Here is an 18776-nt window from a genome sequence, read left to right on the forward strand (position 1 = left end):
ATGTTTTCAACAACGGTTCATGCGATCATACTTGCAGCGGGTCAGTCAACGCGGATGGGAGAGCCGAAACAGACGCTCTCCATTGAAGGTCATACGCTGATTGATCACGCTGTTCTGAAGGTGTCAAAACTGCCTGTGGAGCGGATTGTGATCATTACCGGTGAACATCATGAGGCGCTGAAAGATGCCGTCACCATTGAGGATTCACGGATTCACTTCATTCATAATCCCGACTATGTCTCCGGACAGGCCTCTTCTCTTAAAAAAGGACTCTGTTACGCACAGTCGCGGGGCGCACATGCACTCGTGATGCTTGCCGATCAGCCTCTGATTGCGGCTGAGACGTTCAAAGCGGTCCTGGATGAAGGACTGTCCATGAAAGCAAGCCGGAAGCCGTATTCGGTGAGGCCGATGTTTCACGGACGTCAGGGTCATCCGGTCTTTTTCGGCAGACCGTATCTGCTCAACCTGATGTGCTTGAAGATGCCCGGAGACGAAGGTGGCAAACGGCTTCGAAACCAGCTCGTCAATCTCCACACGGCGGTGGATGATCCTTACATCTCGTTTGATGTGGATACGCCGGCGGATCTGAAGAAAGCACGGGAACGGATGCAAAAGCCGCTTCCCGTTCAATAAAACCAAGACTCACCGCACAACCTCAAAGACATGGTTTGAGGGTCCTGCCAGGTACCGATACCGCCTGACTGCGTGTGAACGACTTGATCAGGAGGGATACCGATGGGATCCATCGTACTGAAGAACGCAGAGATCATCACAATGAACGCCGGACGGGAAGCCGTCTTCGGTGATGTATTGATTGAAGGGGATACGATCACCGCGGTCGGGAAAAACCTGCCGTGCCCGGACGACGCAGAGGTCATTGACGCCACCGGCCGGGTCGTGATCCCCGGTTTTATTCAGACCCATATTCACTTATGCCAGACGCTCTTTCGCGGACGGGGGGATGATTTGGAACTGATGGACTGGCTCAAGGGTCGCATCTGGCCCCTGGAGGCTGCCCATGATGAAGAATCCATCTACTACTCCGCTCTACTGGGCACCGGCGAACTGATCCAAAGCGGGACGACGTCCATCGTCGATATGGAGACGGTTCACCATACCGATTCAGCGTTTGAAGGCATGGCGCAGTCCGGAATCCGCGCCATCTCAGGCAAGGTCATGATGGACAAAGGCGACGAAGTCCCTCTTCCTCTGCAGGAGAAGACGGCGGAGTCCCTGCAGGCCAGTCAGGATCTGTATGAAAAATGGCACGGCTATGACAACGGGCGCCTTCAGTATGCGTATTCGCCGAGGTTCGTCGTGTCCTGCACGGAGGAGCTCTTAAGAGAGACGGCGAGGCTGTCGGAGATGCAAAACGTCCGGGTCCATACCCACGCCGCGGAAAACAGAGGCGAAATCGCCATCGTGGAGCGCGAGACAGGCATGCGTAATGTGGAGTATCTCCACAAGCTCGGTCTTGCCAATGAGCGGCTCATGCTCGCTCACTGTATCTGGCTCAGTGACAATGAGAAGAAGATCATACGTGATAACCGGGTGAACGTCACCCACTGTCCGGGCTCGAATCTGAAGCTCGCTTCCGGGAAAGCGGAGATCCCCCAGCTTCTTGATGCCCATGTCTGCGTCAGTCTCGGAGCGGACGGGGCCCCCTGCAACAACAATCTTGACATGTTTAATGAGATGCGCCTCGCTGCCCTGATTCACAAGCCCGAGCACGGGCCGACGGCGATGGATGCCAAAACCGTCTTCGAAATGGCGACGATCGGCGGGGCAAAGGCGATGGGGCTCGACGACAAAATCGGAAGCATTGAACCCGGGAAGAAGGCGGATTTGGCTATTTTGAACCTGAATGATCTCCATATGTATCCGTCTTACGGTGTCGACACACTGTCGAGAATTGTTTATTCCGCGACGAGAGCCGATGTCGAGACGACGATTATCAATGGGAAACCGGTCATGAAGAACCGGATGCTTCACACAATGGATAAAGAAACCCTCATGCAGGAAGCGAATACATCGATTAAACGGCTGATCAAAAGAAGCGGGATTCCAGGACAGACCAAAGCCGTCAGTGGCTGAACATTTCAGACAACAGGAAAGGGTGACCGTATCATGCAAATGACAGAATTGCACCGACTTTCAAGAGAAGCCTTCGTGGCACAGATCGGGCACGTCTTTGAACATTCACCATGGGTCGCAGACAGCGCCTATGAACAGGCGGGTCCGTTTCACACATCCGAAGAAGTGTACAAACAGCTCCTTACCGCCATGCATGAGGGGACTGAGGATCAGAAGCTCAGTCTTCTGCGGGCACACCCGGATCTTGGCGGCCGGATTCAGATGACCGATGCCTCCGTAGCCGAACAGAAGGGTGCGGGGTTGAATCAGCTGAGTGAAAAGGAGTACGAGACCCTGAAGCGTCTGAATACACACTATACGGAACGGTTCGGTTTTCCGTTTATTCTTGCCGTGAAAGGCAAGACGAAAGAAGACATTATCAGCAATATCGAAAGCCGGATTGAAAACAGCCGGGAAGAAGAATTTGAAACAGCCCTGAACGAAGTCGGAAAGATCGCCGTCTTTCGCCTGAATGACCTGCTTGGCGGCGAACACGAGAAGGAGGAACTGAATCATGTCTGAACGAACGATGTTATACGGCAAAGGGGACGTTTTTGTCTACCGCACATACGCTACACCGCTTAAAGGGGTCAGACAGATCCCTGAATCAAATTTCACAGGAAGATCAAATACGATTTTCGGTATGGATATCCAGGTATCTCTCGCCGGTGAAGCCTTCCTGACGTCTTTCACTGAAGGGGACAATGCCAAAGTGGTGGCGACGGATTCGATGAAGAACTTCATTCTCCATCACGCCGGAGAATATGAAGGGACGACGATGGAAGGTTTCCTCGCCTATGTGAGTGCCTGCTTCCTTGATACGTATGACCATATTTCAGAGGTGGAGATGTCAGGAAGACAGTTTCCGTTCGAAGCGGTCGAAGTCGGTTCACCAGCCGGCGTCGTGCCGAGTGAGACGGTGTTTCGGGAAGGGATGCTTGAAAAACCGGGGACCCGTATCAGCGTTGGACGTGATGAGAACGGCGAAGCACAGATCGGTTCTCTCGAAAGCGCTGTGCATGATCTGCATCTGATTAAAGTGAAAGGAAGCAGCTTTGCGGGCTTTATCCGCGATGAATATACAACCCTGCCGGAAACGAAGGACCGTCCGCTCTTTATTTATCTGAACATCAGCTGGACGTACAAAGAGACGGAGCATGCCCTCGGAGCGACCCCCGAGCAGTACGTGGCAGCAGAACAGGTCAAGCACATCGCCCAGACCCTCTTTCATCAGGAAGATTCGCCGTCCATCCAGAAGCTGATCTATGACATCGGTATTCGCGTCCTTGAGCGTTTCCCCCAGCTTGAAACGGTTTCCTTTGAATCGAATAACCGTACGTGGGAAACGGTACGCGACGAGATTCCGGCATCCGGTGAAGGCAAGGTCTTCACGGATCCGAGGCCGCCGTTCGGCTTTCAGAAATTCACGGTCCTTCAGGAGGATGTGAAGCGTGAGGAGGCCCTCCGCTGATGGGACGATTGACGACGCATGTTTTAAACACGGCGACGGGTCTTCCGGCAGTGGGGATGAAGCTCATACTCCGAAAGGGCAACGAAGAAGGCGGGTACACTATGCTTTCTGACACCGTGACGAATCACGACGGGCGCGTGGATGCACCGCTACTCGAAGGCGACGCATTCACGTCGGGCGTATATGAACTGACGTTTTTTGTCGGGGATTATTTTCAAACGGAGGATGCCTTTCTCGATGAGGTGCCGATCCGCTTTACCGTTGATGACGCTACCCGGCATTACCACGTACCGCTTCTCGTTACGCCGTATAGCTACACAACATACCGGGGCAGTTAATGCCACACAAAGGAGGACCATCACGATGCAGACAATGACAGGGATCGATCAGCTGCGGCTGTGGCGGACGCTTATGGACCTCCGCCAAATCGGAGCAGGTGCAACCGAAGCGGACGGGATTACGAGGCTTGCCTTCTCACCGCCTGAGCTTGAAGCGAAAGCCTATATCAGGGTGTTAATGGAAGAGTGCGGTCTTGATGTGTATACCGATGCGGTGGGGAATGTTTTTGGTGTTTATCAGGGCAGGGAGCCCGATTTACCGGTGATTATGACCGGTTCACATGTGGATTCGGTCATACGCGGCGGGGCCTTTGATGGAACCCTTGGGGTGCTCGGTGCCATTGAGGCTGTCCGTACGATGAAGGAAGCGGGTATCCGGCCGAGGCGGACGATTGAAATCGTCAGTTTCTCCGACGAGGAAGGAACGCGGTTTGGGGCCGGCTATATGGGCAGTAAGGCCCTTGCAGGAAAGCTCGACGACCGCTTTCTCACCCTGACCGATCAGGAGGGCGAGAGCTATGAGACAGTTCTGACGAAGGCGGGCTATGAGCCGTCGGCCTATCCAAAGGCAAAGCGTGACAGCCGGGAGATCGGTGCTTTTCTTGAGATGCACATCGAACAGGGGCGTGTCCTTGAAGAAGCGGATATTGCCGCAGGGATCGTGACAACGATCCAGGGACCGCTCTGGCTCCAGGTGACGATTGAAGGGGCAGCAGATCACGCCGGTGCGACACCGATGGCGATCAGGAAGGATGCATCGTTGGCCATGGCTGAGGCGATGCTTGCCGTCGAGGAGGCGGCTGTCACACACGGCGGGGTCGGGACCGTCGGCAGTCTCAAAGTCAAACCGGGCGGGATTAACATCATCCCTGGCGAAGTGGTCTTTACCGTCGATATGCGCCACGGGGACACCACGCTTCGCGATCGGATGCTTACGGACATCGAGGCCTCTTTTTCGGCCATCGCCGGGAAACGCGGTGTCAGCTTCAAGACGTTGGTCACCAAGAAAGAACCGCCGGCCACCTGTTCTGAAGATATTCGGGCAAGTATTCACCAGGCCGCAAACACATGCGGAATTCCGGTGAAAGACATGCCCTGCGGAGCGGGGCATGATGCGCTCATTATGTCGACAGTCACGAGAATGGGGATGATTCTCGTCCGCAGTCAAGACGGGATCAGCCATAACCCGCAGGAATGGACGAGTCAGGAAGACTGTGCAAAAGGCACGGAGCTTCTCATGCGGACGCTTCACAGCCTGGCAGAAGAAAGAGGGGATGAAGCATGATCAGACAGAAACCGTTACATGTGGCACCGAGAACCATCATGACGCCAGGACCCGTGGAGGCAGAGCCCTCGGTCCTCAAAGCGATGTCATCAACGGTTCTCGGTCAGTTTGACCCGGACTTCACCTCGGTCATGAATGAGGTGATGGTGATGCTCCGGGACGTGCTTCAGACCGGGAATCATTGGGCGTATCCGGTGGACGGCACGTCACGGGCCGGGATTGAAGCGATGCTCGGATCGGTGATTGAAGAGGGGGATCGGGTCCTCATTCCTGCCTTTGGCCGTTTCGGCTTTCTCTTAAAAGAGATCTGCGAGCGCGTCGGCGGCGACGTGAAGATGCTTACGTGTGAATGGGGAGAGGTCTTTGAGCCTTCCGAAATCATAGGTGAGATTCAAGCGTGGCAGCCGAAGGTCGTGGCGATGGTCCATGGCGATACGTCCACCGGACGCGTCCATCCGTTGAAAGAGATTGGCGAGGCGTGCCGCAGCAATGATGCCCTCTTTATTGTTGATGCCGTGGCGACGGTGGCAGGCATGGACGTCCGTCCTGATGAATGGTGCATTGACGGCCTTATCACCGGGACGCAGAAATGCCTGTCGATCCCCTCGGGTCTTGCGCCACTTACCTATAATGACCGGATTGAAGCCGTGATTCAGGAACGGAAATCCGTCGAGGCGGGGATTGCCGCCGCCGGGGATCCGAGCGGTCACGACCGGCGTATCCGGAGTAATTACCTCGACCTCAGTCAGCTTCAGGATTACTGGTCCCCGAAGCGCCTTAATCACCACACGGAAGCAACGGCAATGATTTATGGCCTGCATGAGGGGTTGCGGGTGATTCTCGAGGAAACCCTAGAGGCCCGCTTTGAGCGGCATCGTCTGAACGAACAGGCGCTGACGGCGGGGATCCGGGCGATGGGACTTGAACTGTTCGGGGATCCGGATGCGAAACTGACGACGGTGACCTGTATCCGGATCCCGGAGGGCACAGACGGTGAAGCGGTGCGGCGACAACTCCTTGACGATTATGGCATTGAAATCGCCAGCTCGTTCGGTCCGCTGCACGGGAAAATCTGGCGCATCGGGACGATGGGCTACAGCTGTCAAAAACGCAATGTGCTCATTACGCTGAATGCCCTTGAAAGTGTGCTCACGCACCAGGGATGCAAGGTCCATAAAGGCACGGCAGCGCAAGCGGCCCTTGAGGTCTATCATCAGAAAAAGGCCCCCGAAATCACCGGTATACCGGGATGAACGGAGGACCATAAGCGTTAGAAGAAGACCCATCCGGCCAAAAGGCGGATGGGTCTTTGCTTATCATTATCTTGTATATTGACGAAGCATCCAGTTATGCTTCTCAACAGACTGACGAATGCCAATCAGCATGTCTGCTGTCACATCGTCACCCACTTCGTCTTCAAGGGTGGCAATGTCGGCGTTCAGTTCTTTTGAGATCAAATCAAAGTCGCCGATCAGCGTATCGAGCATGGCTTCGTACGTTGTTTCCCCTTCGGCTTCCTTCACTGTGGCTGTCTTCAGGTATTCGCTCATGGATGCAACCGGGTTGCCCTGAGCGGCAAGAAGACGCTCTGCGAGTTCGTCAATATTTGTCGCAGCTTCGTTATAAAGCTCTTCAAATTTCTGATGCAGGGTAAAGAACTGCGTGCTTCCTACATACCAGTGATAGTTATGGAGCTTGACGAACAAGACGCTCCAGTTCGATACATGTCTGTTCAGGATTTCTTCTGTCTTTACGTGTGCCAATTGGATCAACTCCCGAGTTTGATAGTGGATTATACACCATTCTATTTATCCGTTTTTTGGTCCGGTTAAACATGCTTTATCCCGGAGGAATGTGATTATTGTGTGACAGGATCGGCCTCGGGCTGAGCGGTTTCAAAGCCTTGCTGCACCCAGTTCCCCATGCCGCCTGTCAGCGTATACGTCTCAAAACCGGCTACGGCAAGAACGGTGGCAGCCTGTGCGCCGGTCTGTCCGGAGTAGCAGTAGACGAGAAGCGGTTTATCGGCAGGAATGTCGGGCATATGCTGGCCAATGGAAGCGACCGGAATATGGTGTGCCGTTGGCACGTGCGCCTCTTTATAATCAGCCTCACTCCTCGTATCGATGATGTAATAATCGGACAGATTTGCGTGCAGTGTTTCAGGATCAACACGGCTTCGGTCGGTGGCGATGTCCCCGCTTAAGTAGCGGTTGACCACCTCGTCCATGATCTGTGTTTCCGGATCCCCGCCGGGAGCTTCTTCAACGGTGTCAAGAAGCTCAGAGACAGAACGCTGACCAGGCTGAAGGTCTCCTTTATAATCCCTGATACCGCCTGCCAGGAGGGAGCTGTTTATGCCGGCCATGCGCGTTGCCGCCATCACTTGAGACGCCACTTGTCCGTCTTCACTGATAAAGACGACCTGATCCGTCTGCCTTAATGCGCCGAGGACGTCACCGAGTGAGGCGGGATCGGAAGAAACGGCCTCCGGAAGACTCCCTTCTGAAAAAGCGGCGCTGTTCCTGAGATCGATCAGCCAAGTGCCGGAATCGGCGGGATCGATGTCGTCTTCAGAAAGCATGTACCGGTTTGTGGTCAGGCGGTTAAAGTATGCGGCACCGGCCGTGAAACGGATCTCGTCTTCATCAGGAACCGGTTCTGACACAGATTCATTGTCTGTCTGTTCCGGCTCATTATGAAAAGCTGCGTCAGACGCCCCGTTGTCACTGCAGCCGGACAATAAAAGCGCGAGCAGGGGGATTGCCAGTATTGTAGTCTTCATCTTCATCACCTCTTTGTCAATCATACGATGACAATGTGAATCGACAGTGAAGTTGTTATGGCGAATCCTGAACAATTCAGCGGTGCACCCGAAAAAAGCCCTGCAACCAGACGTTGTCAGTCCGGTGCAGGGCAAGAGGGGATTATTTTCCGGTTTCTTTGAACGTGCGGATCCGTTCGCCAATTTCGTCACGGACGCGCTGGAAGACCGCCCACTTCTCCGTGTCTGTGCCTTCAGCTTTGGCAGGATCGTCAAAGCCCCAGTGGGCACGTTCCTTGTTCGGCGGTGTTGCCGGGCAGACATCGTTGGCGTGTCCGCAAAGAGTCACGACAAAGTCTGCTTTGTTCAGGAGGTCCTGATCGATTGTATCGGACGTCTGTCCGGAAATATCTATGGCCACTTCATTCATGGCTTTGACAGCATTCGGGTTCACACCGTGGGCTTCAATCCCTGCAGAGTAGACGTCCCACTCTTCGCCAAGAATTTCTTTTCCCCAGCCTTCTGCCATTTGACTGCGGCAGGAGTTGCCTGTACATAAGAAGTATAAAATCGGTTTTGTCATTGTAATGCCTCCAATATAAGAATGTGCTTATATAATAACATCAGATAAAGGAGAGGGAAAGCAGAAAAAGATTAAGAGTTTGTAAAGATCGATTCGGTGCATACATAAAAACCGCCGGCACAAGGCACGGCGGCAATTGTTCAGTTCTTTTTCTCGAGAAAGCGTATCTCTGTGATTTCAATGGAACAGCGGGAGCGGATCCCTTGTGCGGTTATATCCGCGACATCCTTTTCTGCGGAGGGCAGTTCGTTCAGAATGTGCAAGAGATGCTGATGATGTTCGTAGCCGTCATTAATGGAGTAGATATGCCACTGGTCATGTTTATGGGAAGTGATGATGTCTGCCTGCTTTAATTTACGCAGGTGTTGACTGACTGCTGGCTGGCTGATGCCAAGAAGTGCTTCGAGATCACAGACGCAGAGGCCTGCTTCGTTTAAGAAACGGAGAATGTTAATACGCTTCTCATCGGCAAGCATCTTATACAGGGAAACCTTCGATGTAATAGCCGGATGTTGCATAGTGAACACCTCATTCATTGGATTCGTTATCCCCATTTTATAAGAGAATGCTTATAGAAGCAAATGAACGTTATTTGGCAACGGCTTCGAATGTCAACATTTCACCGGCCTGTTCCGGCTGTTTGTCCATTTGATAATCGGCGGAGAGCCTGATGTCAGTAAAGCCGGCCTCTTTCAGCATGAGCTTTGCTTCCTCGATACCGATCCAGCGGACCGGAAAGCGCTCGAGCTCGGTTTCCGTCAGCTTGCCGTCCACCCACTTCTCGTATCGGTTGTAGGATTCCACGGATTGACGGACAACATCCACCGATCGGACGGTGCTTGTGAGGGTGATGGTTTCACGGTTGTTTAAAGGGAAGCGCCGGAATGATTCCTGGCCGGCATTGAGCTCATCAGGTAAAAACAGATCGATGAGGAGACGGCCACCTGGGACGAGATGATCGTGAAAACGCCGCAAGGCTTCCATACCGTCCGCATGAGAGGGCAAAAGCAGGAAACTGCCTGCCGGGAGAATAATCGCTTCATACTGCTCATTGCTTGTGAATGTGGTCATGCTGTCCTGCCAAAGATGAGGAGAAAGGCCGCGATCATGGCAGTTTTGCCGGCAGTGACTGAGCATGGCCTCCGAGAGATCGAAACCATCCACCGTAAGCCCGGCTTCGGTTAACGGTATGAGCAGCCGTCCGTTGCCAACGGCAGGTTCAAGGATTTTACCCGAGATGCCTTCGAGCCGGCTTGTGTAAAACCCGACATCGCCAAAGCTTATTCCAATGGCTTTATCGTAGTTGTAGACGGCTGAGGACAGGGTATTGTAAAACGTGGTCATGATATAGCCTCCTTCAGGACGTGCGTCCCTGTCTGTTTCAAAGATGTCAGACAGGGGTGTCCGTGATAAGATGATAAGGGTACAGTCATGATTATCGTATATAAAGGAGACCTAAAATGGAAGATATATTTATTGTGGAATTGACTGAAGAAGATGCGGTATCCGCCTATCCGGTTGTCAAGCAGCTGCGGGATCACCTCGATGAGGAAAGCTATCTGGAGCTTGTAAAAGAAGCGATGGCGAATGAGGGGTACAGGATGTTCGGACTCGTGAACGGAGATCTCCTCGTTTCCGTTATCGGGCTCATGCCGATGACGACGCTCTATGACGGGCGCGCCATTTGGGTCAGTGACCTCGTCACGGCTGAGATGCAGCGATCGAAAGGATACGGGGGAATCCTGTTGGAATTTGCAGAGGAATGGGCCAGAGACCACGGTTACGGGAAAATCACCCTCTCCTCAGGGCTTCAGCGGGAAGATGCCCACCGATTCTATGAAGAGAAAATGAATTACAGCAAGAAGAGCTATGTATTCAAAAAGACATTTTAAACGCCAGGACAGCTAAGCGGGCATACCGGCAGAGCTGTCCTGGCGTTTTATTGGTTTAAAGAGCCTGTAAGGTCATGAAAAACAGCCAAGCGGTGAGAAGGAAGAAGACAACAGCGGGGGAGGACTGCCAAAGCGTGTCACCGACGCGAATACGGACGAAGACGGCGACGGCCATGAGGAGCGTCAGTCCCCCGGAGGCAAGAAGCAAGAGCCATGGAACGGCGAGCCCGACAAGCATGGCTGCGCCAGCTGTAATTTCAAGAATGCCGATCCATGGGGCAAATCCCGGCAGTTGAAACCGTTCGAATTCCTGTTTCATTCTCACAGAGCCGATACAGGTAATGCCATAGATGATAAAGGAAACCGAAACGAGAATGACGACGGCATCCAGGACAGAGGCAATCACCCGATTAGACCGGAATGCACCCCGGCAACAAACAGGGAAAGAAGCAGGAGAATCAGAGACGGCACGTGCTTACTCCATGGATTCTTGACTTTGAAATGGGCAAGCTGCGCGCACACCATCAGAAAAGCCATGATCAGTGCGGGAATGACGATAAATTCCGATGTCCAGATCCCGGCGACAAGCAAGGTGGCGAGGGAGATCTTCGCAGCACCGACCATATTTCTCGTGAGGTCAGACAGCTCATACTGTTTGAATTCTTTGACGATGTTGTCAAAACGAAATACCCAGACAATGACGATGGAGATGGCAATGATGATTTGAGAAATGATTGCTAAAGTTTCCATGTGGATCCGCCTCTTTTCTCCGGAATGATTGTTATTTTCTAAATCATAACGGCAATGATCAGATAATGGTAATCACTTCCCCGGAAATAGGTGGGTGAAACCGATTTTTATAATAAATGTATAGATTTTGTTTAAAAATTTTATAGAAAATAACAAAAAAGGACGACCCTAATAGAGGGCCGTCAACCTTTGATTGCTGATGATAGTCTTGTGTCAGCGGGCAGCTTGAACCGCTTCTGCCGGCGTCAGAGCATCTATTGCAGCGAGGCCCGCTTTGTTCAGGAAGTGCCAAGGATGATTAAAGTGAGGCTGGAAGAAGAAGTCAACGAACGCCAATTCTTCGATGGTCATCTCCTTTTGGATCACCACACTCATCGTGTTGATGGCCTGAGTCACATCGGCTTTTGACAGGACCTGAGCACCTTTGATGATCCGTGTTACCGGATCAAAGCGGAGGGTAAACCGGACTTCTTCGGCATCAGGCATGAACGTCGGCCGGTTCGTTTCCTGAACCGTGACCTCCTGAAGCGTGAGGCCAGCCTGTGTTGCTGCGGTGTCCGTCAGGCCGGTGGAGGCCAGATTGAGACCGAAAAGGTGCAGTCCCGATGTTCCCTGTGTTCCCGGGTGAGGGATGCGAGGCGTAAGCAGGTTGTGGGCAACGAGGGTTCCTGTTCGCACCGCATTGGTTGCAAGGGGGATATACGCTTCTTCTCCGGTCGGATTGTAGGAGATGGCACAGCAGTCACCTGCCGCAAAAATGTCAGGATGGCTTGTCTGCATATACTCATTCACTTTGATGGCCCCGTTTGCGAGCATATCGACCTTATCAGTCAAGAGTCCGGTGTTTGGTCTGAATCCGACGCAGAGGATAACGAGGTCCGTATCGACAGCTCCTTTGTTCGTGACGACCTGTCTGACACGCCCATCCCCTTTGAATGCCTGGACGGTCTCATTTAACCGGAGTTCAATGCCACGGTCCGTCAACGCCCGTTCAACCTCGTCGGTGATGGCGGAATCAAAATAACGGCTCAAGATCCGGCTCTCGCCGTCAACGAGAGTAACGGATTTACCTGCCTGTTGAAAAGCTTCCACGAGTTCGACGCCAATATAACCGGCACCAATCACTGTGATGTGGTGAGCATGTTCGGTCTGCTTAATGATCGTGTTGGCCTGGTTGTAGTTTTTCGCGAGCAAAATCTGATCTTGCCCGATGCCTTCGATGGGCGGAATGACCGGCCACGAACCGGTTGTCATGACAAGCTTGTCAAAGCGGTCGGTCCGCACTTCACCGGTGAGAAGATCTTTGACCCGGAGCGTTTTGTTTTCATCGTCCACATTCAGGACGTCGTGTTGCATATGCACCTGAATCCCCATTGAGCTCAGTTCGTCCGGTGAAGAATAAAAGAGCGCCTTTGCGTCTTGCACGACGCCGCCTACATAGAGGGCAAGCCCGCAGGAAAGAAAGGATACGTTGTCGTTACGCTCATAGACGTGAATCGTGGCGTCAGGATAGAGACGGGCCATATTCTTAACAGCTGCGGTTCCGGCGTGGGTACTTCCAATAACGGCAATATTCATGATGATCGTCCTCCTGTAATGTGAAATTATTCACTTGTTCGAGTAAAAAAAGAAGATGACGGCTGCGTCTGTATGTGATGTTCATCACATTTATTACTGTTCCCATAGTGTAAACCAACTGAATTAAACCGTCAACACCTTTGCTCACTGTTACACGTAAAAAGCGGGCGTGAAAAGAATGCCTGCACAGAGCCTTTTGCCGGTGCAGGCGGGTGAATCAGTAGCTGATATGTTTTTGCATGGGTGAACGGAACCGTTTAATGTCATCGCCACGGATTGAACGATGTTTTGTCGTGCGCTCATTCATCCGTTTTCGCCACATTTTGAAGGATGAGGCCTTCATTTCAGCACGCATCAGTTTAATGACTTCTTTTTCTTTCAGTCCAAACTGGATCTCAATCGCTTCAAACGGTGTCCGGTCTTCCCAGGCCATTTCAACAATGCGGTCAATCTCTTCGACGGACAGGTTGTTTCTTTTCGCCATTCTTTGACACTCCTTATGCAAATAATATAAAAAAGGTGTAAATCAGCTACAGTCGTGATTGATTTACCCGCATCCGGGGAAAATTAACCCTATGTCAGAGAGGCAGAGAAAGGATGAGAATGGTGAATGTCATTTGGTTTCGTCATGACTTACGCATACATGATCACGAACCGCTTCGGCTGGCTCACTGGGCAAAAGAAGAAACGGAGGCCGTCTTTGTACGGGATGCGCGCATGGACGAGAAGGTCACCCCGGGACTCAAACGTGCCGGTGAACACCGGGAGCGGTTTCTCATGGAGAGTCTGGTTGTCCTTGCCGGATCCCTGGAAGCAGAAGGGATGCCGTTTACCGTCCTGAAGGGGCCGGTTGTAAAAACGATGATCGATTGGCTCACGGAACGTGGCGCAACGGATGTTTTTCTGCATGAGCATCCGGGTTTTGAAGAACGGCGGGATCTTGAGGAGGTGCAAAGGGCACTGCCACACATTCACTGGCATGTCAGTGAGGGACATACGATGTTTCGACGGGATCAGCTGCCCTTCTCCTTTTCGGAATTTCCGATGTCGTTCACGATGTTCCGAAAGAGGCTTGAAGCACACCTCAGGTTACCGGAAAAAAAGCGGTCTTTCTCCTATGACTCTTATGATACGGTCACAGAGGCAGAGCCGGTTTTCCTGAGCGGAAAAGAGAGTGGATCTTTCGGAGCGGTGCGGGGATCCGGTGACCACATTCCGCATGCCGGAGGACAGGGAATCGTCAGAGGGGGAGAACAGGAAGCATTGGCGCGCCTCCGGTCGTATGTTGGGAATGCGTCACGATTATTTACCTACAAAGAAACGAGAGACGGGATGTTCGCCTTTGATGACAGTTCAAAGCTTTCGTTTTGGCTTGCGAACGGCAGTCTGTCTCCCAAGCGGGTGTACCGGGCCATTTTGGACATGGAGGCAGCGAACGGACGAAACGAGTCGAGCTACTGGCTGTTTTTTGAGCTTCTCTGGCGGGAGTATTTTCAGTGGCTCATGCTTGCGACAGACGCACGTCTGTTTACGAAACAGGGGCTGCTTGACGTCGCCATCGTCTGGCACGAAGACAAGGCCCTGTTTCAGGCATGGAAAGACGGCGAAACAGGCTTTCCGCTGGTGGATGCGGCGATGCGGGAGTTGAAGGCGACCGGATATATGAGTAACCGGGCGAGACAGAATGCCGCAAGCTTCCTGACGAAAAACCTCGGCATCAACTGGTTGTGGGGTGCCCGCTATTTTGAAGAACAGCTCATCGACTATGATCCGGCGAGTAACTACGGCAACTGGGCGTATCAGGCGGGCGTCGGGACGGATCTGAGGGAACTGCGTGCGTTCAACGTGATTGGTCAGGGCATCCGCTATGACCCGAAAGGAAGCTATGCGAAGAATTGGCTGCACTTGCCGGATACGTTGCCCGGTCACACGGTATACGATCCCGTGAAACTGAGTGCCCATACTGACTGGCCGCAGCCCATAGTCGATCTGGAGGAATCCCTTGAACGGAGAAAGCAAGAACTCGGTCTCTGAGCCCATAGAAAAAGCGCGAGCCCAAATGAAAAGGGAGTCGCGCTTTTTTTCAGGCATGATTATAAGTTGTGAGCGAGAAAACCCCCGAATTTATTCGGGGGATGACAGCGAACGGTCTTAGGCTTTCAAGCCTTTTCTCACCAATTCGTAGACGGCACTGGCAAACGTTGGAATCATATTCTCCTTTCGATATTCCTCTATCGCTTCGTACAATTCTTTTGGGAAATTCAAGTGCTTTTGCACCCTAGACATTGACATCAACCTCCTTTAAAGATATATTTAGAGTATACTAAATATACCATAAAAAAGGAGGTGAACGCAATGACAAATCATAAAGCCTATCGCTTTCGCATCTATCCCAATCGAGAACAGGAAATCTTGATTGCGAAAACCATCGGTTCGACTCGTTTTGTCTATAACCACTTTCTTGCGAAGTGGAACGACAGGTATAAAGAGACAGGCAAAGGAATGTCCTACAATGCCTGTTCTGCGGAACTCCCGCAATTAAAACGAGATTACGAATGGTTAAAAGAAGTGGACAGCACTGCCTTGCAACAAGGGTTAAAACACTTAGCTGACGGATTCAACCGTTTCTTTAAGAAACAAAACAAATACCCTCGATTTAAGTCAAAGAAGAACGATGTTCAGTCTTTTAAAACCGTCGGCAAAATGCGAATCGAAGGCAATCGCCTTTTCCTTCCGAAACTGGGCTACGTCAAATTCGCAAAAAGCCGTCATGTTGAGGGACGTATTCTGTCTGCCACGATCCGACGAACGCCAATGGGTAAGCATTTTATATCCGTTCTTGCTGAAACGGAGATTAAACCATTCGATGCAACAGGATCAGCCGTAGGCATTGATCTTGGCATTGACCATTTCGCCATCCTTTCAGACGGGCAAAAGATCGACAACGAACGCTTTACACGAAAGATGGAACAGAAGCTAAAGCGTGAGCAACGCAAGCTGTCAAGACGCTATGAACAGGCGAAGAAAGACGGAAAACCGTTGCGTGAAGCCAAAAACTATCAAAAGCAAAAGGTCAAAGTTGCCAAAATCCATGAGAAGATCGCCAATCAACGAACGGATTTCCTTCAAAAACTCAGTACAACGATCATCAAAAACCACGATGTCGTTTGTATCGAAGATTTAAACGCCAAAGGAATGTTGAAAAATAAGAAGCTGTCAAAAGCCATTTCAGACGTATCTTGGTCGGCTTTTAAGGATATGTTGATGTACAAGGCGGAGTGGCATGATCGCACGATCATCAAAATTGACCGATGGTTCCCATCCAGTCAGCTTTGTTCATCCTGTGGTCATCATGACGGCAAAAAGGATTTGCGTGTTCGATCATGGACGTGCCCCTCTTGTGGTACGCACCATGATCGTGACATCAACGCCAGTCGAAACATCTTACAAGAAGGGTTACGTGTCCTTTCATAAACGGAAACAAAAACCGTCGGTCAGACGGGGTTCGCTTGGTTAATAAGAGAAACCGCTGTTTTGCGTGTATGCCACGCTTTAACAAGTACGCTCTGTTCCCAAGAATCCCCCGACTTTAGTCGTGGGGAGTGTCAAGGTGTCACGATGATCTTGACCTGGCTCTTGTCACTCAGAAGGAGGTCAAAGCCTTTGTCAACAACGTCGTCGAGGCCGATCCTCGAGGTGATCATCTTGTCTCCGGAGAAATACCCCTGTTTCATCAGCTCCATCACCTGCGGATAAATATGCCGGTAGGCGATGATGCCCTTCATCGTCCGTTCGGCGATGACGAGGTCGTTCGGCTGAAACGACGCCTCCTGCTCCCAAATGCTCACGATGACGGCTTCGCCGCCCGTGTGTGTGCTGTGGAGACACTGATTCAGTACGGCAGGTATGCCGGTCACTTCGAAGGCCACGTCAACCCCGCCGCCGGATAATTCGTGAATTTTGGCGACGGCATCTTCTGTTTTCGGATTGATGACGACTGCACCGAGATCGCCGGCCTTTTTAATCCTGGCTTCTGAGACTTCAACGGCGTAAATGGTGGATGCACCGGCTGCCTTTAAAGCATCGATGACCATCAGGCCGATCGGTCCTGTGCCGAATACGCAAGCGGTGTCCCCTGCTTTCAGACTGCTTTGACGGATCGCATGCAAAGCAACAGCGGCAGGTTCCACGAGAGCCCCCTGTTCGGCGGACAGGCCGTCAGGGATTTTATGCACCATATGCTCGCCGAGGACCGTGAACTCGGAGAATCCGCCTCCGCCCCCGGACAGTCCGTGAAAGCCGAGAAGCGGCGACAGATTGTACTTGGCATCGGTATAGCGTCCGTTCTCAGAAGGGGCAAGAATCGGTTCGATGGCAACCATGTCACCGGGTTTCACGCGGGTGACATTCGGGCCAACCTCAACGACTTCACCTGAAAATTCGTGCCCCATGATGATCGGCGCTTTTTCGCCACTGATCGGATGAGGGGTGTCTTTAGGGATAAAGATCGGTCCTGCGGCGTATTCATGGAGGTCGCTTCCGCAAATTCCGCAACAGCTGACTTTGACCTTCACGTCGTGATCCCCTTTGATTCCCGGCTCAGGAACGTCTTCTACCCGTAAATCTTTCGCTTTGTACCAGACAGCTGCTTTCATGAAAACATCTCCTCCTGTTTTTTTCTGTTTCACTGAGGCCAGTCCTCAAGGCTGAAGAGGGCATGGGGCTTTTCAAGAAGTTCTGTGACGGTCATCAGAAATTGGCTTGCCGGTTCTCCGTCGACGATGCGGTGATCGAATGTCAGGCTGAGAGGGATCCGTGTCCCCTCCGTGACCTCTCCGTTTATCATGGAGACAAACGATTCACCTGCGCCAACTCCGAGAATACCTGTCTCCGGCGGATTCAGGATCGGGGTGAAGAAGCCGATCCCCGACGCACCCAGGTTTGTAATGGTAAAGGTGGAACCTTTCATTTCATCCTGGGTCAACCGGTTGTCCTTCGCCTTGTGTCCGAGGTCGCGGATGCGTCCGGACAGTGCGGCGAGGTTCAGGCGGTCGGCGTCCCGGACGACGGGTACCATGAGGCCCCGTTCCATCGATGCGGCAATGCCAAGATGAATATGACGGTACTCGTAAATCACACCGTCCTGCAGCGTGCTGTTCATAAACGGATGCTTTTTCAATGCCAGAACGACGGCTTTGGCAATGAGATCGGTGATCGTGAATTTTTTACCCGCTGACACGGATTCAAGGGCCCTGTTGGTATCCTGTCTGAAGACCATGAGTCCGGTCACGTCGGCGTAGCGCATAATCGTTAATTGAGCTGTGCCACTGAGGCTCTCATGCATCCGCTCACCGATGACTTTGCGGATCCCCGCGTAGTCTTTTGTCCCCGGTCTCTCAGCCGTTGGCACCTCTTCCGGTTCGGTCGCCGTTGGTGCGACTGAAGGGGTCAAGGTTTCTTCAGCCGCTCTCAGGATGTCTTCTCTCGTGATCCGTCCTTTCGGACCGGAGCCTGATACGAGGGCGATATCGACCCCTTTTTCTTTCGCGAGCTTTTTGGCGGCGGGGGAGACCCGGATGCGGCGCTCCGTGGCCGGTTCCGGTGAAGTAGCCCGGACCGCTTCATTTTCAGATGCAGAAGAGGCAGAGTGCGAAGCTGCGGCACTTTCCTGAGCCGTGTCTTCAGCAAGTTCGGCTTCAGGGACGGCTTCGCCTGCCGCACCGATGACCCCGATAATGTCACCAACCTTGACGGTCTCGTCAGCCTGTACGCGAATGTTCAGGAGTACCCCGTCTTCAGGGGCCTCCACATCATTCTCGATTTTTTCTGAGCTGATGGCAGCGACGGGTTCACCTTTTTTAACAGCGTCCCCTTCCTGTTTATGCCAGAGTACGACGGTTCCTTCTTCCATGCTCATGCCCATTTTTGGCATGACGAGTTCTTTGGCCATGTCCTGAACGCTCCTTCCTTCAAGCTTGT

Annotated in this window: 22 protein-coding genes and 1 riboswitch; of the genes, 10 read left to right on the forward strand and 12 right to left on the reverse strand. The window is 52.4% G+C overall.

Annotation, left to right across the window (positions count from 1 at the left end; genetic code table 11):
• The 7 genes from BSEL_RS03090 to BSEL_RS03120 all read left to right on the forward strand — a co-directional run bounded on the left by BSEL_RS03090 (position 1) and on the right by BSEL_RS03120 (position 6483).
• Positions 1-636, forward strand: coding sequence for a nucleotidyltransferase family protein (locus BSEL_RS03090; protein ID WP_013171544.1), 636 nt, complete (start codon positions 1-3; stop codon positions 634-636).
• Positions 630-727, forward strand: a riboswitch (purine riboswitch). (Overlaps the previous gene by 7 nt.)
• 11 nt (positions 728-738) lie before the next feature.
• A complete protein-coding gene (locus tag BSEL_RS03095) occupies positions 739-2097 on the forward strand; it encodes a 5'-deoxyadenosine deaminase (RefSeq protein WP_013171545.1) in 1359 nt (452 codons plus the stop codon).
• A gap of 33 nt (positions 2098-2130) precedes the next feature.
• Positions 2131-2658, forward strand: coding sequence for a 2-oxo-4-hydroxy-4-carboxy-5-ureidoimidazoline decarboxylase (uraD, locus tag BSEL_RS17935; protein ID WP_013171546.1), 528 nt, complete (start codon positions 2131-2133; stop codon positions 2656-2658).
• Positions 2651-3607 carry a factor-independent urate hydroxylase gene (gene pucL, locus BSEL_RS17940; RefSeq protein ID WP_013171547.1) on the forward strand — a complete coding sequence of 319 codons (957 nt, stop codon included), beginning with the start codon at positions 2651-2653 and terminating at the stop codon, positions 3605-3607. The genes uraD and pucL overlap by 8 nt, the downstream gene beginning before the upstream one ends.
• Positions 3607-3945: a hydroxyisourate hydrolase gene (gene uraH, locus BSEL_RS03110; RefSeq protein ID WP_013171548.1), complete on the forward strand. Its 339-nt coding sequence runs from the start codon at positions 3607-3609 to the stop codon at positions 3943-3945. Before pucL ends, uraH begins: the two co-directional genes overlap by 1 nt.
• Positions 3946-3970: 25 nt before the next feature.
• Entirely contained in the window at positions 3971-5230 is a 1260-nt protein-coding gene (locus BSEL_RS03115) for a Zn-dependent hydrolase (RefSeq protein WP_013171549.1), read from the forward strand.
• Positions 5227-6483 carry a pyridoxal-phosphate-dependent aminotransferase family protein gene (locus tag BSEL_RS03120; RefSeq protein ID WP_013171550.1) on the forward strand — a complete coding sequence of 419 codons (1257 nt, stop codon included), beginning with the start codon at positions 5227-5229 and terminating at the stop codon, positions 6481-6483. The genes BSEL_RS03115 and BSEL_RS03120 overlap by 4 nt, the downstream gene beginning before the upstream one ends.
• A 66-nt stretch (positions 6484-6549) precedes the next feature.
• Here the strand turns inward: BSEL_RS03120 and BSEL_RS03125 are convergent, their stop codons facing one another.
• From BSEL_RS03125 to BSEL_RS03145, 5 genes are all read right to left on the reverse strand, one after another.
• Positions 6550-6993 (reverse strand): Dps family protein, encoded by a 444-nt coding sequence (locus BSEL_RS03125; protein WP_013171551.1) that lies wholly within the window; start codon positions 6991-6993, stop codon positions 6550-6552.
• 95 nt (positions 6994-7088) lie between these two features.
• Positions 7089-8015: a rhodanese-like domain-containing protein gene (locus BSEL_RS03130; protein ID WP_013171552.1), complete on the reverse strand. Its 927-nt coding sequence runs from the start codon at positions 8013-8015 to the stop codon at positions 7089-7091.
• A gap of 142 nt (positions 8016-8157) precedes the next feature.
• Positions 8158-8577, reverse strand: coding sequence for an arsenate reductase (thioredoxin) (gene arsC, locus BSEL_RS03135; RefSeq protein ID WP_013171553.1), 420 nt, complete (start codon positions 8575-8577; stop codon positions 8158-8160).
• A 140-nt stretch (positions 8578-8717) separates the two neighbouring features.
• Complete coding sequence (locus BSEL_RS03140; protein ID WP_013171554.1) at positions 8718-9095, reverse strand: ArsR/SmtB family transcription factor; 378 nt, start codon at positions 9093-9095, stop codon at positions 8718-8720.
• A 70-nt stretch (positions 9096-9165) separates the two neighbouring features.
• Positions 9166-9921, reverse strand: a complete 756-nt coding sequence (locus tag BSEL_RS03145) for a class I SAM-dependent methyltransferase (protein WP_013171555.1) — start codon at positions 9919-9921, stop codon at positions 9166-9168.
• A 116-nt stretch (positions 9922-10037) separates the two neighbouring features.
• Here BSEL_RS03145 and BSEL_RS03150 point away from each other — a divergent pair, with 116 nt between their 5' ends.
• Positions 10038-10469, forward strand: a complete 432-nt coding sequence (locus tag BSEL_RS03150; protein WP_013171556.1) for a GNAT family N-acetyltransferase — start codon at positions 10038-10040, stop codon at positions 10467-10469.
• Between the two features lie 55 nt (positions 10470-10524).
• Here the strand turns inward: BSEL_RS03150 and BSEL_RS03155 are convergent, their stop codons facing one another.
• The 4 genes from BSEL_RS03155 to BSEL_RS03170 form a co-directional block, all read right to left on the reverse strand.
• Positions 10525-10875, reverse strand: coding sequence for a DoxX family protein (locus BSEL_RS03155; RefSeq protein ID WP_013171557.1), 351 nt, complete (start codon positions 10873-10875; stop codon positions 10525-10527).
• Positions 10872-11219, reverse strand: coding sequence for a DoxX family protein (locus BSEL_RS03160; RefSeq protein WP_013171558.1), 348 nt, complete (start codon positions 11217-11219; stop codon positions 10872-10874). The genes BSEL_RS03155 and BSEL_RS03160 overlap by 4 nt, the downstream gene beginning before the upstream one ends.
• A 213-nt stretch (positions 11220-11432) precedes the next feature.
• Positions 11433-12797 carry an FAD-dependent oxidoreductase gene (locus BSEL_RS03165; RefSeq protein WP_013171559.1) on the reverse strand — a complete coding sequence of 455 codons (1365 nt, stop codon included), beginning with the start codon at positions 12795-12797 and terminating at the stop codon, positions 11433-11435.
• A gap of 217 nt (positions 12798-13014) precedes the next feature.
• Entirely contained in the window at positions 13015-13281 is a 267-nt protein-coding gene (locus BSEL_RS03170; protein ID WP_013171560.1) for a TIGR03643 family protein, read from the reverse strand.
• Between the two features lie 113 nt (positions 13282-13394).
• On the opposite strand from BSEL_RS03170, the gene BSEL_RS03175 reads away from it, so the two are divergent.
• Positions 13395-14831 carry a DASH family cryptochrome gene (locus BSEL_RS03175; protein ID WP_013171561.1) on the forward strand — a complete coding sequence of 479 codons (1437 nt, stop codon included), beginning with the start codon at positions 13395-13397 and terminating at the stop codon, positions 14829-14831.
• A 117-nt stretch (positions 14832-14948) separates the two neighbouring features.
• On the opposite strand, the gene BSEL_RS18150 is transcribed toward BSEL_RS03175, so the two are convergent.
• Positions 14949-15083, reverse strand: coding sequence for a hypothetical protein (locus tag BSEL_RS18150; protein WP_013171562.1), 135 nt, complete (start codon positions 15081-15083; stop codon positions 14949-14951).
• Positions 15084-15152: 69 nt separating this feature from the next.
• Between BSEL_RS18150 and tnpB the strand changes: the two genes are divergently transcribed.
• Positions 15153-16271, forward strand: coding sequence for an IS200/IS605 family element RNA-guided endonuclease TnpB (gene tnpB, locus BSEL_RS03180; RefSeq protein WP_013171563.1), 1119 nt, complete (start codon positions 15153-15155; stop codon positions 16269-16271).
• Positions 16272-16402: 131 nt separating this feature from the next.
• On the opposite strand, the gene BSEL_RS03185 is transcribed toward tnpB, so the two are convergent.
• Positions 16403-17452: a 2,3-butanediol dehydrogenase gene (locus BSEL_RS03185; RefSeq protein WP_013171564.1), complete on the reverse strand. Its 1050-nt coding sequence runs from the start codon at positions 17450-17452 to the stop codon at positions 16403-16405.
• A 29-nt stretch (positions 17453-17481) separates the two neighbouring features.
• Positions 17482-18747 (reverse strand): dihydrolipoamide acetyltransferase family protein, encoded by a 1266-nt coding sequence (locus BSEL_RS03190; RefSeq protein ID WP_013171565.1) that lies wholly within the window; start codon positions 18745-18747, stop codon positions 17482-17484.
• Positions 18748-18776: the final 29 nt, after the last annotated feature.

Origin of the sequence: [Bacillus] selenitireducens MLS10 (genome assembly GCF_000093085.1) — a bacterium.
Lineage (GTDB): Bacteria > Bacillota > Bacilli > Bacillales > Salisediminibacteriaceae > Salisediminibacterium > Salisediminibacterium selenitireducens.

Excerpts from the sequence above, each read along its gene's own strand:
- BSEL_RS03160 (WP_013171558.1), bottom strand. The coding sequence starts at position 11,219 with ATGGAAACTTTAGCAATCATTTCTCAAATCATCATTGCCATCTCCATC.
- pucL (WP_013171547.1), top strand. The coding sequence starts at position 2,651 with ATGTCTGAACGAACGATGTTATACGGCAAAGGGGACGTTTTTGTCTAC.
- uraD (WP_013171546.1), top strand. The coding sequence starts at position 2,131 with ATGCAAATGACAGAATTGCACCGACTTTCAAGAGAAGCCTTCGTGGCA.
- tnpB (WP_013171563.1), top strand. The coding sequence starts at position 15,153 with ATGACAAATCATAAAGCCTATCGCTTTCGCATCTATCCCAATCGAGAA.
- arsC (WP_013171553.1), bottom strand. The coding sequence starts at position 8,577 with ATGACAAAACCGATTTTATACTTCTTATGTACAGGCAACTCCTGCCGC.
- uraH (WP_013171548.1), top strand. The coding sequence starts at position 3,607 with ATGGGACGATTGACGACGCATGTTTTAAACACGGCGACGGGTCTTCCG.
- BSEL_RS03165 (WP_013171559.1), bottom strand. The coding sequence starts at position 12,797 with ATGAATATTGCCGTTATTGGAAGTACCCACGCCGGAACCGCAGCTGTT.
- BSEL_RS03145 (WP_013171555.1), bottom strand. The coding sequence starts at position 9,921 with ATGACCACGTTTTACAATACCCTGTCCTCAGCCGTCTACAACTACGAT.
- BSEL_RS03115 (WP_013171549.1), top strand. The coding sequence starts at position 3,971 with ATGCAGACAATGACAGGGATCGATCAGCTGCGGCTGTGGCGGACGCTT.
- BSEL_RS03120 (WP_013171550.1), top strand. The coding sequence starts at position 5,227 with ATGATCAGACAGAAACCGTTACATGTGGCACCGAGAACCATCATGACG.
- BSEL_RS03090 (WP_013171544.1), top strand. The coding sequence starts at position 1 with ATGTTTTCAACAACGGTTCATGCGATCATACTTGCAGCGGGTCAGTCA.
- BSEL_RS03130 (WP_013171552.1), bottom strand. The coding sequence starts at position 8,015 with ATGAAGACTACAATACTGGCAATCCCCCTGCTCGCGCTTTTATTGTCC.
- BSEL_RS03140 (WP_013171554.1), bottom strand. The coding sequence starts at position 9,095 with ATGCAACATCCGGCTATTACATCGAAGGTTTCCCTGTATAAGATGCTT.
- BSEL_RS18150 (WP_013171562.1), bottom strand. The coding sequence starts at position 15,083 with ATGTCTAGGGTGCAAAAGCACTTGAATTTCCCAAAAGAATTGTACGAA.
- BSEL_RS03150 (WP_013171556.1), top strand. The coding sequence starts at position 10,038 with ATGGAAGATATATTTATTGTGGAATTGACTGAAGAAGATGCGGTATCC.
- BSEL_RS03190 (WP_013171565.1), bottom strand. The coding sequence starts at position 18,747 with ATGGCCAAAGAACTCGTCATGCCAAAAATGGGCATGAGCATGGAAGAA.
- BSEL_RS03095 (WP_013171545.1), top strand. The coding sequence starts at position 739 with ATGGGATCCATCGTACTGAAGAACGCAGAGATCATCACAATGAACGCC.
- BSEL_RS03185 (WP_013171564.1), bottom strand. The coding sequence starts at position 17,452 with ATGAAAGCAGCTGTCTGGTACAAAGCGAAAGATTTACGGGTAGAAGAC.
- BSEL_RS03175 (WP_013171561.1), top strand. The coding sequence starts at position 13,395 with ATGAGAATGGTGAATGTCATTTGGTTTCGTCATGACTTACGCATACAT.
- BSEL_RS03170 (WP_013171560.1), bottom strand. The coding sequence starts at position 13,281 with ATGGCGAAAAGAAACAACCTGTCCGTCGAAGAGATTGACCGCATTGTT.